The 15,122-nt window shown below is 65.1% G+C and carries 14 protein-coding genes; 10 read left to right on the top strand and 4 right to left on the bottom strand.

Annotated features, from left to right (window positions below):
• The first annotated feature begins 304 nt into the window (after positions 1 to 304).
• Positions 305 to 682, top strand: coding sequence for a GFA family protein (locus EN869_RS22205; protein ID WP_127228140.1), 378 nt, complete (start codon positions 305 to 307; stop codon positions 680 to 682).
• Between the two features lie 173 nt (positions 683 to 855).
• The gene (locus EN869_RS22210) at positions 856 to 1,557 is read left to right on the top strand and encodes an SDR family oxidoreductase (protein ID WP_127228141.1); all 702 of its coding nucleotides are present in this window, start codon (positions 856 to 858) and stop codon (positions 1,555 to 1,557) included.
• A gap of 23 nt (positions 1,558 to 1,580) precedes the next feature.
• Here EN869_RS22210 and EN869_RS22215 read toward each other — a convergent pair whose 3' ends face one another.
• From EN869_RS22215 to EN869_RS22225, 3 genes are all read right to left on the bottom strand, one after another.
• Positions 1,581 to 1,811: a hypothetical protein gene (locus EN869_RS22215; RefSeq protein ID WP_127228142.1), complete on the bottom strand. Its 231-nt coding sequence runs from the start codon at positions 1,809 to 1,811 to the stop codon at positions 1,581 to 1,583.
• Positions 1,812 to 1,956: 145 nt separating this feature from the next.
• Positions 1,957 to 2,400, bottom strand: coding sequence for an SRPBCC family protein (locus EN869_RS22220; RefSeq protein ID WP_127228143.1), 444 nt, complete (start codon positions 2,398 to 2,400; stop codon positions 1,957 to 1,959).
• A 162-nt stretch (positions 2,401 to 2,562) separates the two neighbouring features.
• Positions 2,563 to 3,246 carry a hypothetical protein gene (locus EN869_RS22225; RefSeq protein ID WP_127228144.1) on the bottom strand — a complete coding sequence of 228 codons (684 nt, stop codon included), beginning with the start codon at positions 3,244 to 3,246 and terminating at the stop codon, positions 2,563 to 2,565.
• Between the two features lie 366 nt (positions 3,247 to 3,612).
• Here EN869_RS22225 and EN869_RS22230 point away from each other — a divergent pair, with 366 nt between their 5' ends.
• From EN869_RS22230 to EN869_RS22265, 8 genes are all read left to right on the top strand, one after another.
• Positions 3,613 to 5,061 (top strand): family 16 glycosylhydrolase, encoded by a 1,449-nt coding sequence (locus tag EN869_RS22230; RefSeq protein WP_127228145.1) that lies wholly within the window; start codon positions 3,613 to 3,615, stop codon positions 5,059 to 5,061.
• 137 nt (positions 5,062 to 5,198) lie between these two features.
• Positions 5,199 to 6,932: a type I secretion system permease/ATPase gene (locus EN869_RS22235; RefSeq protein WP_127228146.1), complete on the top strand. Its 1,734-nt coding sequence runs from the start codon at positions 5,199 to 5,201 to the stop codon at positions 6,930 to 6,932.
• A 3-nt stretch (positions 6,933 to 6,935) separates the two neighbouring features.
• The gene (locus EN869_RS22240) at positions 6,936 to 8,252 is read left to right on the top strand and encodes an HlyD family type I secretion periplasmic adaptor subunit (RefSeq protein WP_127228147.1); all 1,317 of its coding nucleotides are present in this window, start codon (positions 6,936 to 6,938) and stop codon (positions 8,250 to 8,252) included.
• 704 nt (positions 8,253 to 8,956) lie between these two features.
• Positions 8,957 to 9,199 (top strand): DUF1127 domain-containing protein, encoded by a 243-nt coding sequence (locus EN869_RS22245; protein ID WP_167498650.1) that lies wholly within the window; start codon positions 8,957 to 8,959, stop codon positions 9,197 to 9,199.
• 247 nt (positions 9,200 to 9,446) lie between these two features.
• On the top strand, positions 9,447 to 10,025 hold the full coding sequence (locus tag EN869_RS22250; RefSeq protein WP_245489586.1) for an OsmC family protein: 579 nt from the start codon (positions 9,447 to 9,449) through the stop codon (positions 10,023 to 10,025).
• Between the two features lie 58 nt (positions 10,026 to 10,083).
• Complete coding sequence (locus EN869_RS22255; RefSeq protein ID WP_127228150.1) at positions 10,084 to 11,310, top strand: NAD(P)/FAD-dependent oxidoreductase; 1,227 nt, start codon at positions 10,084 to 10,086, stop codon at positions 11,308 to 11,310.
• A gap of 11 nt (positions 11,311 to 11,321) precedes the next feature.
• A complete protein-coding gene (locus tag EN869_RS22260; protein WP_127228151.1) occupies positions 11,322 to 12,593 on the top strand; it encodes an NAD(P)/FAD-dependent oxidoreductase in 1,272 nt (423 codons plus the stop codon).
• Positions 12,590 to 13,045: a MaoC family dehydratase gene (locus tag EN869_RS22265; RefSeq protein WP_127228152.1), complete on the top strand. Its 456-nt coding sequence runs from the start codon at positions 12,590 to 12,592 to the stop codon at positions 13,043 to 13,045. The genes EN869_RS22260 and EN869_RS22265 overlap by 4 nt, the downstream gene beginning before the upstream one ends.
• 18 nt (positions 13,046 to 13,063) lie before the next feature.
• Here EN869_RS22265 and EN869_RS35135 read toward each other — a convergent pair whose 3' ends face one another.
• Positions 13,064 to 14,623: an alpha/beta fold hydrolase gene (locus tag EN869_RS35135; protein WP_245489585.1), complete on the bottom strand. Its 1,560-nt coding sequence runs from the start codon at positions 14,621 to 14,623 to the stop codon at positions 13,064 to 13,066.
• Positions 14,624 to 15,122 lie beyond the last annotated feature (499 nt).

Raw genomic sequence — 15,122 nt, forward strand, 5'->3', positions numbered from 1 at the left:
CCCGCATCGCCAGAAACATCCTTCAGGCCGCAGATGCTGACAAAGTTCCAATCAGCCACCGCATCAAGAAATGCGCCTGGAATGACGACTATCTCATCCAGGCCCTAACCCATATGCGATAGCCCTGCCCGCAAGGGGGAGATTGGCAGTTCCGCGGCTTTCGCCAATCGCCATGCACGGTTGAATCCCTCGCCCGCAGCGCGTAACACTGTGGCTGGCGCGACACCGCGCAAATCCCCGAAAATCTGAACATGCCGACCGCCGCCGAAAGGCGGGCGACGCTTTATCCAACCATGAGACAGCCATGCGAACTGCATCCTGTGCCTGCGGGCAACTGAAGATTTCCTGCGACGGCGAGCCGCAACTGGTTGCGCTCTGCCATTGCCTCGACTGCCAGCGGCGAACCGGCAGCACCTATGGCATCGGGGCCTTCTATGCGCGCCAGAAGGTGAAGGCCGAAGGCGACGCTAAGACCTTCAGGCGATCGTCCCACAGCGGCCAAGCCGTCACCTTCCATTTCTGCCCGAACTGCGGGTCCAGCGTCTTCTGGGAGCCGGATCGCAAGCCGGACGTCATTGCCGTTGCCACGGGCTGCTTTGCCGATCCGACCTTTCCGGCGCCGACACGCATCGGATGGGAGGAGCGGCGGCATGGGTGGGTTCACAATCCCGAAGCGAAATAGCCGGCGTCGATGCCGTCGATCTCCCCCGCAAGGGGAGAGCGACAGCTCCGCCGCATTGATCAGCCGCCGTCGTCTTGGCGCAATCCAATCCGGTTCGTGCCCTGCCCGGTCCATGCTAACAGAGGCGCCTTCATCAACAGGCGGCCTCCCCGCCTCAACGAATGGATCGAGAGATGGCGGACAAAGTAGCTCTGGTGACGGCGGGCGGCAGCGGCATGGGGGCCGCGGCGGCAAAGCGCCTGGCGGCCGACGGCTTCAAGGTCGGCGTGCTCTCCTCCTCCGGCAAGGGCGAGGCGCTGGGCAAGGAACTCGGCGGCTTCGGCGTCACCGGTTCCAACCAGTCGAACGAGGACCTGAAGCGCCTTACCGATGGCGCGCTCGAACGCTGGGGCCGCATCGACGTGCTGGTCAACAGCGCCGGCCACGGACCGCGCGCGCAGATCATCGAGATCAGCGACGAAGACTGGCACAAAGGCATCGACACCTATTTTCTCAATGCCGTGCGCCCGACCCGGCTGGTGACGCCGGTGATGCAGAAGCAGAAATCAGGGGTCATCATCAACATCTCGACCGCCTGGGCGTTCGAGCCGAGCGCGATGTTTCCGACCTCGGCCGTGGCGCGCGCCGGGCTTGCCGCCTACACCAAGATCTTCGCCGACACCTATGCCGCCGACAATATCCGCATGAACAATGTGCTGCCCGGCTGGATCGACAGCCTGCCGGCGACCGAAGAGCGCCGCCATGCTGTGCCGATGAAGCGCTACGGCACGTCGGAAGAGATCGCCGCGACGATCTCGTTCCTGGCCTCGGATGGGGCGGCCTACATCACCGGGCAGAACATCCGTGTGGATGGGGGCATCACAAGGGCGCTGTAAGGCACCGACGTGGCCGCCTCAGATCATCCCGGCTTGCGGGAATTGATCACCCACAGCAAGGCTATCGAGGCTACCAGGACGATCGAATTGGCGACCAAGACGTTCCAGAAGCGCGTCGGATCGTCGGCCACGGCGATCCAGTGCTTCCAGCCGCGGATCTCGCCTGTCTTGATGCCGCAGGCAATGTTGTAGATCGCCAGCGCAGCGAGCGCCGCCATCAGAACAAAGAGGTCGTTGTTCTTGTTGCGATCCATGAGAGCGGCTTTTAACAGCGCCTGGTGAAATTTTACTTACCTTGGGTAAGGCGGCGACCGTAGCGCCGGCCGCCGCCTCACTTTCTCGTTGACGCAATTCCTGACGGAAAAACCGCTCACACTTTTCCTGGAATTGCTCCGAGGCTTACTGGTTGATTTCCGGCTCGACGAGCCTGGCCAGATTGCGCAGCGATTCCTGCCAGCCGAGATAGCAGGCCTCGGCGGGGATCGCGTCCGGAATGCCGGCCTGGGTGATGTTGACCTCGGTGCCGACCGACACTTTCTTCAGGATCACGGTCACCTCGATCTGGCCCGGCAGGTTGGGATCGTCGAAGCGGTCGGTGTAGCGCAGGCGCTCGCCTGGGACGAGCTCGACGAATTCGCCGCCGAAGGCGTGGCTGCCGCCGGTGGTGAAGTTGCGGAAGGACATCTTGTAGCTGCCCCCGACCTTGCCTTCGAACTCGTGCACAGTGCAGGTGAAGCCGTTCGGCGGCAGCCACTTGGCCAGCGCATCGGCCTCGACGAACGCGCGATACACCTTCTCCGGCTTGGTCGCCAGGACGCGGTGCAGGTGGATGGTGCTCGGCATGTCTCGATATCCTTCCCTAGTTGATCGATGCCCCAAGGACGGGCGGCCCCCAGCCGATCCGACAGAGGCTGTCGAATTTTTGCGTCGACGAGGGCCGTCCGACAAGGGCCTGACGGCGGCGCTCACGAAGTCGATCGCGATGGGCGAGGCGTGAGCGGACGATCAGTCGCCATGCTCGGGTGCATGGCCGAAAATCCGTTCATAGAATGCGTCGGTGGGTTCGACCTCCTCGGCAAGATACCGGCCATTTCCGAATGAGGCCAAACAGGCGAAACTCCAGAATTCTTCCAGGCTGGCGATTTCACCGGAAGCCGCCGGGAACTCCGCCGCGATCTTCTCGAAGATGGGATGCGGCACCGACCACGCTGTGTCGAAGGTAAGACTCAGGCTTCCATCGGCCCACTCCTCCGGCTTGGCATTGTAAGCGCCCCATTTCACACCCCAGTTGGCCAGTTGCCAGCCGTACCAGGAGGTATGGCCGGTTTCCTCATACACTTGGATCGCATGCCTGGCTTTTTCGATGCAGTCCGGAGAACGTTCCAGCAAGCGGGCCTTGAGCTGATCGACCGAGGTAATGCCTTCCTCAACCACCCAAGAATGATTCATCATCTCCTCAATGGTCGCCGGGCCAAAGTCGCTCAGCTCGCCCCGCCCCAGTAGAACAAGGCCATTGTGCACCTCGGTGCTGGACGAGGTGTCCTTCAGAACGGAAGGCTGCGGCACGACGGCGTTGAAGTCGATCAGCAGAAAACCATTCTCGTCACGGGCGCAGAAGCGACTGGCCAGAGTCTCGAGCGCCTGGGGGGACCCGCACAATGTGACGCGATGTGTGACATCGTTGGCCATACTGTCCGTTCGGTTGATCGCTTTTCTATTGCAACCGAAATAGCATTCCTAATCGAATGTCCACCCGTCGCGCCTGCGGCGACTCAGCCCCTCGCTCACGACGCGCTGCCGCGCTGGTCGATTGCAGCCACTCTCCGCATCTTGCCCAATATTTCAGCATGAGCCCCGCAATATTGAGTAAAATTGAGTAGTTCGAGGTGTAATTATCGCGCTTAAATTGTATTAGAAACCCCTTGTTATGCTATTTCCAATCATTAATCGATGAGCGGTAATTTTTTATCTGTACTGCAACCCGAATCCTTGGAACCATAGGCCGGCTTGCAGGTTGGCCTGAAAAATCAGCCGCCACCAAGAAAGGAGTGTCCGATGAGCTTCGTCGTCAACGCGATAGGCGTTCCTCTTTATTACAGCGGTGCTTCCAATCATTGGTTTTCGGCAACGTCCGGACCGACATTCAACGGCAGCAGCGGCAACGACTCCATCTGGGCCTCTAGCGGCGTCAACGTCACCATGTATGGCGGCCAGGGCGACGACATCTATTATCTCTATTCGGCGGGCAACAAGGTGGTCGAGTACGCTGGGCAGGGCGTCGACACCATCAACACATGGATGAGCTACACGCTGCCGAACAATGTCGAGAACCTCGTCGTCACCAACGCTCACAACTATGCCTTCGGCAATGCGCTGGACAACATCATCACCGCCACGGCGGGCGGCCAGACGATCGACGGCGGGGCGGGCAACGATGTCCTGATCGACGGCGGCGGTGGCGCCGATGTTTTCATCATCGCCAAGGGCAATGGCAGCGACTCGATCCTCAATTTTGCCTCGAATGATGCCGTGCGGCTCGATGGCTACGGCTTCACTTCGTTCGCCGCCGTCCACGACAGCATGATCCAGGCGGGACCGAATGTGGTGCTGAACCTCGGATCGGGCGAAATCCTCGAATTCAAGAACACCACGATCGACAAACTGCAGCCCAACAATTTCCAGTTGCCGATCGACAAGTCCGGCATGACGCTGTCCTTCAGCGACGAGTTCAACACGCTGAACCTGCACAGCAGCCAGGGCGGCACCTGGGACACCAATTTCTGGTGGGGCGCGGCGAACGGCAGCACGCTGGTCCGGAACAACGAGCTGCAATGGTATATCGACGCCAATTACGCCCCGACCAGCTCGGTGCATCCGTTCAGCATCGACAATGGCGTGCTCACCATCACCGCGGCGCAGGCATCGGCCGACATCAAGCCGCTGATCAACAATTACGAATACACCTCCGGCTTGCTCACCACGCATGACTCGTTCTCGCAGACCTACGGCTATTTCGAAATGCGCGCCGACCTGCCGGAAAACGCCGGCGCATGGCCGGCCTTCTGGCTGCTGCCGGAAGACGGCTCCTGGCCGCCGGAGCTCGACGTGATGGAAATGTATGGCCAGAAGCCGAATTCACTGCTGATGACCGCGCATACCAACCAGACGGGCCAGCACACGACGGTCGGGTCCACGGTGAACGTCATGGACACCGCCGGCTTCCACACCTATGGCCTGCTGTGGACGCCGGACAAGCTGATCTGGACCTATGACGGCGTGCAGGTCGCGGCGGCGGCGACGCCGTCCGACATGAACAAGCCGATGTACATGCTTGTCGATCTCGCGGTGGGCGGCCAGGCGGGCGCGCCGCCGGACCATCTGGCGACACCGGCGCAGATGAAGATCGACTACATCCACGCCTATACGCTGAACGATCTGCCAAGCCAGGCGGCGGCGCTGACCAGCCACACCGCAAGCAGCACGACAGGCGAGCATACGGTCTGAAGCGAGGGCGGTCTTTCGGATCGCGCGCTTCAGATTTCTGATTTTGCGCATGTCTTTCCTTCTCGAAACCGGTTCCCGGTTTCCCGAGGGACATGCTTCAGGCGATCGGCCCATGGGCTTCGACAGGGAGTGCGGGAATGGCTGGACAGTCGGGATTGCGGCCGGTCTTGCGTCGCGCCATCGCCGATGTCGGCCTGTTCTCGCTGCTGATCAACCTGCTGCTGCTGGTGATCCCGCTTTACCTGCTGCAGGTCTATGACCGCGTCCTGCCCTCCTCCAGCGTCGAGACGCTCGCCTATTTGTCGATTATCGCGGTCGCGGCGCTTGGCTTCCTTGGCTTGCTCGACGCCATCCGCGCGGTCTACACGCAGCGCATCGCCGCGACGGTCAACGACAGGCTGGGCGCAAGGATGTTCGCCGCTTCGCTCGGCGCCAAAAGCGCGCCGTCGCCGCTCGCCGACCTTGCCGCGGTCTGCGCCTTCATCCGCTCGCGCGGCGTTGCGGTGCTGTTCGACCTGCCCTTCGCGCCGGTCTTCCTCGGCCTGCTCTATCTGATCCACCCGGTGCTGTTCTGGGTGACGCTCGGCGGCGCGGCGCTGCTGGTCGTGCTGGTTGCGGCCAACCAGCTTGCCATCGGCGCGAACGATGCGCTTTCGGCGGAGCGTTCGGCTCTGGCCAGCCGGGCCGAGCAGGCCTTTTCCCGCAACGCCGAGACGCTGCGCGCCATGGGCATGGTGGAAAACGCCGCGCGCGCATGGGGACGGCATGTGGCGGAGGCGCTCGTCCTGCATGACCGTTCGGCCAGCGCCAATGCGATCTTCAGCGGCGCCTCGCGGGCGCTGCGCATGATGCTGCAGCTCGCGATCCTCGGCACCGGCGCCTGGCTGGTGCTGAAGGGTGAGATGACGGCCGGCATGATCTTCGCCTCCTCGCTGGTGTCGTCCCGCGCGCTGCAGCCGCTCGACCAGCTGATCGGCTCGTGGCGGCAGCTCGGCGAGGCCAGGCGCGCCTGGTCGCGGCTGGGAACCGCGCTCGCGGCGCAGCCGGCAGAGGCAAGCAAGCTCATACTGCCCGACCCGACCGGCGCGATTGCCGCGCAGGATCTCTTCTTCATCGCGCCGAACGCCGGCTTCGGCGCCGAGCCCATCCTCAAGCGGCTGAGCTTTGCTATTCAGCCCGGCGAAGCGGTGGCAATCGTCGGCCCGAGCGGCGCCGGCAAATCGACGCTGGCGCGGCTGCTCGTCGGGGCCGCGCAGCCGAGCGGCGGCTCGGTCAGGATCGATGGCGCCGAGCTCAGGACCTGGGACGAGAACCAGCTTGGCCGGCATATCGGCTATCTGGCGCAGGAAGTGGAGCTTTTCCCGGGCTCGGTCGCCGACAATGTCGCCCGCTTCGACGCGCGGGCCGACGACGCGGCGATCGTCGAGGCGGCAAAACGCGCCGAGGCGCATGAGCTGATCCTTTCGCTGCGCGACGGCTACCAGACGATGGTCGCCGGGACGCTGTCGGGCGGCGAGCGGCAGCGGATCGGGCTGGCGCGCGCCTTTTACGGCAATCCGCGCATCCTGGTGCTGGATGAGCCCAGCACGCATCTCGACGGCGCCGGCGAAACCGCGCTCGAAGCGGTGCTGGCGGCCGCGCGCGCGGCGGGCGTCACCACGATCGTGATCACCCATCGGCCCTCGATTGCCGCCGCCTGCGACCGCGTGATGGTTCTGCGCGGCGGCGTCATCGAGGCATTCGGACCGAGCGCCGAGGTGCTGCGCCAGTCGACTGTCGACAAGGGCAGAGGCGCGCGGCAGAACACGGTGGTCACCGGCTCGTTCGTGCCGACCATCCGCGCCTCGCAAAATATCCGCCACGGGTCGTAGACGATGTCACAGAGCCTCGCCTTCGACGACCGGCCGCGCACCGACTTCCGCCGCACCGCCTTCGCCGGCTACGCGGCGATCGCGCTTCTCATCGGCGGCTTCGGCTATTGGGCGGCGAGCGCGCCGCTAGCCGGCGCGGTCATCACGCAAGGCACGATCGCGGCGACCGGCGGCAACATCCTGATCCAGCATCGCGAGGGCGGCATCATCAGGCAGCTGCTGGCGCATGAGGGCGACCGCGTGCGCGAGGGACAGGAGCTGATCCTGCTCGACCGGACCGCGCCGGAGGCCGATCTCAACCGGCTGAGGAGGCAGTGGATCGCGCTCAAGGCAAGTGCGGCCCGGCTGGAGGCCGAGCGCGACGGGCTGGACAGGCTGGCGCCGATCGCCGAGCCAGCCCCCGCGCCATTCGAGCAGGATTTCGAGAAGCTGATCCGTGAACAACAGAAGGAGTTCGACGCCAGGCTTGCGCGCTTCCGCTCGGAGCAGTCGATCCTGGCGCAGCGCGTGGCCATGCACCGCGAGTCGGTGAAAGGCCTGAACGCGCAAAAACTTGCCATCGAGCAGCAGGCCGAGGTGGTGAAGAAGGAGCTCGGCATCAAGACCGATCTTCTGGGCAAGGGCCTCACCAACCGCACCGAATATTCGCAGCTGTTGCGCTCGGAGGCCGACCTCGTCGGCCAGGCCGGCGCGCTGGAATCGTACCTCGCCTCGGCCAACACGCAGATTGTCGAGGCCGAGGCGCAGATCGAGCGCGCCACCACGCAACGCGTCGAGGAGGCGCTGACCAAGCTCGACGACGTGCGCACCAACCTCGCCGACATCGAGGAGCAGATGCGCGCGGCGCAAGCGGTGCTGAAGCGCACGACCATCACCGCGCCAGCGGCGGGCATCGTCGTGTCCTCGATCTATAATTCGCAAGGCAGCGTGGTCGCGCCCGGCGAGAAGATCATGGAGATCCTGCCTACGTCATCCGGTCTGGTGGTGGACGCCAAGCTCAGGCCAAAGGACATCGACGCGGTGCATGTCGGCCAGAAGGCGAAGCTCAGGCTCTCCGCGCTCAACACGCGCCTGACACCGGAAGTCCCGGCCACGGTAAGCGAGATCTCCGCCGACCGGCTGATCGACGAGGCCACGCACGAACCCTATTTCCGCGCCAGGCTGAAGATCGCCGATCCCCTGCCCGCCAGCGTGAAGGCCGAACAGCTCTATCCCGGCACCCCGGTCGACGCCTTCATCAGCACCGGCGACCGGACGTTCTTCGAGTATCTGGTCCGCCCGATGATGGATTCGTTCGCGAGGGCATTCCGGGAGCGGTAGGGGCTGCGTTTCAGCTTCCGCGACCCAACCAATGGAACGCCTCGATCCTTCGCCTTGAATGGGCTGGCGATCAGCCATCCGGAAACCGCTCGTGGACGTCGACTGTTCGCTGATCTCGGCCGTCCGCTCGGCGGCGGCAGTGTCTCAGTTTGAATTTGTCGGGAACAACACGATAGATCGGTGGCCGTGGCCAACATGCAGGCGACCGGTAGAGTGGTTCAGCCTCAAATGGTACAAATGAGGCACCGACATTCCCTCCGGAAGCGCACCAGCGCGCTTCATTTGCTCAAGCTCGGCCATAGCCTTTTGAAGGACCTTCTCGATTTCGGAGGTGCGGCGGCTACGCTCGGCGAACAGGGATCGTTCAAGCAACTCCGGGCGGCGACTGGCCACGGCTGCGAACAATACTCTGAGGTGGTCATAGGACCGGCCATCGAGCCGCTCCAACGCAGCAACAAACGGCTCAAGTAAGCGGTGCCGCCTCATACCCCTCTTGCGCTCTTTCTCATACGGCCCCGGCTGCGCAGGCTTCGCAGCGGATCGAAGCGCCATCGCGCGCAGCCACTATCCCGCCGGCAGAGATATAATACCGCGATTTCCACGGCAATTTCGACGCCCGCTACAACGCTGGCTCCCCCGATCATAAGCGACAAGTCCTCCATCGACGACGCGAAATGGTCGCGCCGCAAAGGATGGAGATTACGATGACGACCTTGGAAGCCCATGAAACCGGCCGCGCGAGCCCCCGCCTGATCGGCTTTGCCGGCCGCGCGCTCAGGCTTGCCTATCAGGCGATGAAGATGCGCAGCGAGCGCGCCGCGCTGCTGGCGATGCCCGACTACATGCTCAAGGACATGGGCATCGCCCGCTCGGAAATCGAGCACTACACCTCGATGCGCTACGCCCCAACCGACACCGAGCGCATGGACATCCGCGACGCCGGATGACCGGCGGTGGCGATCGTCACCACGTCGTCGATAAGCCCCGGGCGCCCTCCCAACGCCCGGGGTTCTTGCGTTCCGGCTCATTCGCTTCAGGCGGTGGGCCAGCTCGTTTCAAACGATACGTCCAACGCCATTTCCACGGTGGGCGTATAAAAAATTCCACGGTCGCATCCACTCTCGTTCAAACGCTCAACCGGCAAACAAAAGCGGTCACGGCAACCAAGCCGCAAAACCAACCTTGGAGATGAAGATGCAACCGAACACCAAACCTGCACGGCTTCCGCTCAACGGGGTCGACACGCCGAACCTGATGGCGACGATCAATTTCGTCGCCGGGCAGCCGGAGCTCGCCAAGTTCCAGTTCCGCGCCCACAATGAGTGGATCGAGGGCACGCACAGCAAGACCGTCATGAACGGCTTCTTCGGCGCCGGCAACGAGCAGAAGCACGAGAAGCCGCATTACGCCGACGCCGACCATCCGGCGATCCTGTGCGGCGCCGACAATGCGCCGACCCCGGTCGAGTGGCTGCTGCACGGGCTGGCGGGCTGCCTGATGGCGGGCGTGGCCAACATCGCCGCCGCGCGCGGCATCAAGCTCACAAAGGTGAAGTGCTCGGTCGACGGCGACATCGACCTGCGCGGCATCCTCGGCATTTCCGACGAGGTCCGCAACGGCTTCCAGAACATCCAGGTGTCGTTCGAGATCGAAGGCGACGCGCCGGCCGAGAAGCTCAAGCAGCTGGTCGAGCAGTCGCGTACGCGTTCGGCGGTCTTCGACGTTCTGACCAAGGGCGTGCCGGTCACTGTCGGCATCAAGACCATCCAGTAACGCTCCAGGCGGTCCGGAACCGATCCGGGCCGCCTCTTTGCCTCAGACGGAACAGACCATGAGACGCGCGGACGTCGTGATCATCGGCGCGGGCCAGGCCGGCCTTGCGCTCAGCCATTGCCTCGGCCAGGCCGGCATCGACCATGCCGTGCTGGAGCGCGGCCGCATCGGCGAGCGCTGGCGCTCGCAGAGCTGGCGCTCGCTTCGGCTGCTCACGCCGAACTGGCTGAATGCGCTCCCCGGCTCGCCCTACAAGGGCGGCGATCCCGACGGCTTCATGAGCAAAGGGGCTTTCGTGGAGAGCCTGGAGCGCTACGCCTGGCAATGGCATGCGCCGGTCGAGACCAATGTCGAGGTGATCTCCTGCAAACGGATCAGCGACGGCTTTGCCTTGCGCACCAGCGCGGGCGACTGGTCGGCGCGCGCGGTCGTCGTCGCGACGGGACATTGCGACCGGCCGGTCATCCCTTTTTCAGCGGAGACCCTTCGCGGGCCGCTCAGCATGCACGCTTCGCACTATCGCTCGCCGGGCGAGCTGCCGGGCGGCGGCGTGCTGGTCGTCGGCGCCTCGTCGTCCGGCGTGCAGATCGCCGACGAGCTCGGCCGCGCCGGGCGGCGCGTCGTGCTTTCGGTCGGCAAGCATACGCGCCTGCCCAGAACATGGCGCGGCCAGGACATCTTCTTCTGGCTGTGCGCAATGGGCCTGATGGCGCAGCGCCACGAGGACCTGGCCAATCCGGAAGCCGCCCGGCGCCAGCCGTCGCTGCAGCTCGCCGGCCGGCCGGACAGGGCCGATGTCGATCTCGCCACGCTGCAGGCGCTCGGCGTCGAACTGGCCGGGCGGGTGCGCGGCGTCGGCGATAGCGAGATCGCCTTTGCCGCCGATCTCGCCCAGCACATCGCGGCGGCGGAAGTAAAGCAGGCGCGCCTGCTCGACGAGATCGACCGCTTCACAGGCTCGGCGACACCATACCGGCCCGAGCCGGTTGCGATGCCGGCAGCCTGCGCTGAGCGGCTTTCGCTGACCGATGGGTCGATCCGCACCATCATCTGGGCGACCGGCTATGCGCGCTCGTTCGGCTGGCTGGAGCCGCTGGCGCTCGGCGCCGATGGCGAGCTCGCGCATCAGGGCGGCGTCACCAGCGTGCCCGGCCTCTACGCGCTCGGCTTCCGCTTCCTGCGCAAGCGCGATTCCAACTTCATCGACGGCGTCGGCGCCGACGCGGAGGTGATCGCCGCCGAGGTCTTGCGTCATCTCGAGCGCAACGGCCGCAAGGCCGCCTGAGGACACTGACCATGGCAAGCAAAGCAATTTCCCTCATGGCCGCTCCCAAGCGTGGCCACTACGACGCCATCATCGTCGGCGCGCGCTGCGCTGGCGCGGCGACCGCGATGCTGCTCGCCCGCGCGGGTCTCAAGGTGCTGGCGATCGAGCGCAAGCCCTATGGCTCCGACACGCTGTCGACGCATGCGCTGATGCGGCCAGCCGTACTGCAGCTTTGGCGCTGGGGCCTGCTCGAGCCGCTGCTCGATGCCGGAACGCCGCTGATCGAGACGACGACCTTCCACTATGGCGACGAGGAGATCACCATCCCGCTCGCCGCCGGTTCGGAGCTTCCCGGCCTGATCGCGCCGCGGCGAACCGTGCTCGATCGCATCCTGGTCGATGCAGCGCGCACGGCAGGCGCGGAGGTCCTGCACGAAATGGCGGTCGGCGATCTCTTCGCCGACACGCACGGCCGCGTGCGCGGCATCGAGATCCGCGCCGCCGGCCGCGCCTCAGTGCGGGTCAGCGCCGATATCGTGGTCGGCGCCGACGGCATCGGCTCGCTGGTGGCGAAATGCGTCGACGCCCAGCCCTTGCGGCGCGGCTCGGTGTCGGCCGCCCATGTCTACGGCTATGCGCCGGTCGAACCCGGCGCCGGCTATCACTGGTATTTCCGCGATGGGATCGCCGGCTCCTTCATCCCGACCAATGACGGCCTCGCCTGCATCGTCGCCTCGGTGCCGACGGCCCTCTTCGACCAGCGCTTCCGCCTCGGCCACGCGCGTGCCCGCATGGATATGCTGGAAGCGCTTTCGCCGGCGCTGGCGGAACAGGCGGCCCTGGCGCCGCAGGATGCCCGCCTGCAGGCGTTTCGCGGCGTGCCGGGCTATATCCGCCAGCCGCAAGGCCCCGGCTGGGCGCTGGTGGGCGACGCCGGCTTCTTCCGCGACCCGATCACCTCGCACGGCATTTCCGATGCGCTGCGCGACGCCGAAACTCTGGCGCGGGCCATCCTCGACGGCTCGGAGGCGGCATTCGCGATCTGGCAGCGGCAGCGCGACATGGTCGCCAACCAGATCCTGGATACCACCGACGCGATCGCCGGCTTCGACTGGACGCTCGACGATCTCGGCGAGCGGCATCGCCGCTTCAGCGGCGTGCTGAAGGCAGAGGTGCAGGCGCTGGCCGGGCAACCCATGCCGGTTCGCCGCGCCTCGAAGCCCTCGACCTATCGGGCCCCGGCCAACCAGGACAGGCCGCCGGCCGACCTTTCACACAACCGAACAGGAGCAAGACCATGACAGTGCATCTGATGCAGGACGGCTGGGTCGGCGTCGTCAAGGGGCGGCCAAAGGTGGGCGCTTTCGCCGAGCGCTCGCGGCGCACGCAGGCGCAGGATATCGACGCCTTCGCCGAGATGACCGGCGACCGCAACCCGCTGCATTACGACAAGACGCTGGCCGAGGCCTCGGTGTTCGGCAAGCTCATCGTGCAGGGCGGCGTCACGTCCGGCATCCTGAACGCGGTGGTGGCGGAGGACCTCCCCGGCCCTGGTTCGGTGTTCCTCGAAGTGTCGTGGAAATTCGTCAAGGCGGTCGGTGTCGGCGAACTGATCACCGGCCGCGTCGGGGTCAAGGAGGTGCGCGCCGACAAACCGATCACCAAGCTGGAGACCTCGGTGCGCAACGAGGCCGGCGAACTTTGCCTCACCGGCACCGCGACGGTGTTCACCGTGCCGCTCGCCAGGGGGTGAAGAGTTCTCGGCGCCTAGTCAGGCGCCCTCCGTCTCGGCGATGAAGGCGCGGACGTGGTCTACGAACTCCTCGAAGGCGGGTTCGCCTTCGAGCAGGATGTGATTCTGGCTGTCGAGCTCGATGAAGCGGGCGCCCGGGATTCCCGCGGCCATGGTGCGCCCGGATTCGACGGGCGCGACGTTGTCGTCGCGCGCGTGCAGCACCAGCGTCGGCACCCGCACCTTCTCGAGCAGGTCGCTGACGTCGATCGTCGAAAAGGCGTTCTGCAGACGCCAGGCATCGTCGGGAGAGACGGTGCGCAGCATCAGTTCGTCCATCCAGGCGAAATGCTCGTGCGTGGCGCCGGGGATGAACATGGAGCAGAAGGCCTGGCGAAACATCGGGTTCGGCTTGCCCCAGTTCTCCCGCATCAGCGTCGCCACGGCCTCGCGCGTCGCGATCTCGCCGGCGTCGCCACGCGCCCGCCAGCCTTTGACGTAGCCGCCATAAAGGACCATGCCCGAGACCCGCTCGGGGTGGCGTATGGCATAAGCGATCGAAACCGCGCAGCTTTGCGACAGGCCAAGCAAGGTGAAGCGGTCGAGCCCTGGAGCCGCGACCACGCATTCGAGATCCGACAGCATGGTCTCGAACGAGATGTCGATGACATGCCGTTGCGAAAGGCCGTTGCAGCGCTCGTCATAGCGCACCAACCGGTTGTGGCGCGACAGTTCGCGCATCCAGTGCCGCCAGATCGGGCTGTCCCAGTCGAAGGTGAGATGCGACATCCAGTGCGCGGCGCGCAGGATCGCCGGGCCGCTGCCGGTGCTGGCATAGGCGAGCCTGGTGCCGTCGAGGGCCCGGCAGAATTGCACGGCGCGGCCTGGATCCTGCGCCGACGCGGCGGGTTTCGGCGGCGCCTGCGGCGGACCTGAGGAAGCAGCTTGCGGCGCGCGGCCGGTGGCTTGAGCGGCGGCCGAGCGGACCCTGTCCTCCAGCGCATCGGTCTCGGCCGCGAGCCTTGCATCGTCGGGCACGAGGCGGCGCAGGCGCTGCGCGAAGGGCAGCGCCCGCCGCGGCTCATCCGCCAGACGCTCGACCAGCTCGCGCAGGATGCCGAGCTCGACGATCTCCACCTCGCTGGCGATAGCCTGCCGCCAGGCTTCGTAGTCGAAGCAGCGCTCGAGCGAGAGGTCGGCGAGAAAACCGCCGCGGATCGAGGCCAGGACGGCTTCAAGCTCCCCGGTCGAGTGCGAGGAAAGATCGGCCTTCACCAGCGGCGCCAGCCGCGCATAGTCCGTCTCGATGGTGAGCGCGACGGCGTTGCGATCGGCGACAAGGGCTGTTTCGTCGGCGCCCAGCACCTGGCGGATCTTGGACAGGCTCCAGCGCAGGGCGCCGCGCGGATCGTCGGGAATGTCCCAGAATATCTCGCATAGACGCTCGCGCTGGTGCTGCCTGGCGGTGACCGCCAGGTAAGCAAGCAGCGCCCGCGTCTTGCGCGACGGCGGCAGGTCGAGCGGCCGGCCGTCGCGCGTCACCTGGAAATCGCCAAGCACGCGCAGCTCCAGCGCCCCGATGTGCCGACTGTCGCTCATGCGTCCATGCGCTTGTCGATCGCCATGATCCCCCTTCGGCCTTGGCCGGCGCCGCCAAAAGCAGCCGCCCGCCAATAGCAAAATCGGCTAATTTAGGAAAGCTTGGTGGTTCGGGGGTAGAGGTTCAGTTTGAAATTCCGCCCCGATCACAATAGGCGCTTTCGCGGACATCGTTGCGCCGATTGAGGCGAAGGAAGCCGAAAACCCTTCTGTGCGCCTACAAAAAGCGCGCGGCTTGCTGCTTGAGCCTTTCGGCCCGCCATTCATAGGGTACTCAGTCCAGATTGAGCGGTTGTAGGTTCGCGCCTAGATTGTGTGCGCGGGAGGAAAGTTGCCACCTTAAACCCGCATTGGCCGGTGCCGCATAAAACCCCTCAAGAAGAACCCCGTGCGCACCGGCCAGCCGGCAAAAAGAGATCGGCGCCAGCGGCGGATCGCGTTGGCAACGTCGATCATTTCAAACTGTCCCCACCACCGCCTCGGCATATCAGTTCGAAAT

Source organism: Mesorhizobium sp. M2D.F.Ca.ET.226.01.1.1 (genome assembly GCF_004022705.2).
GTDB lineage: Bacteria > Pseudomonadota > Alphaproteobacteria > Rhizobiales > Rhizobiaceae > Mesorhizobium.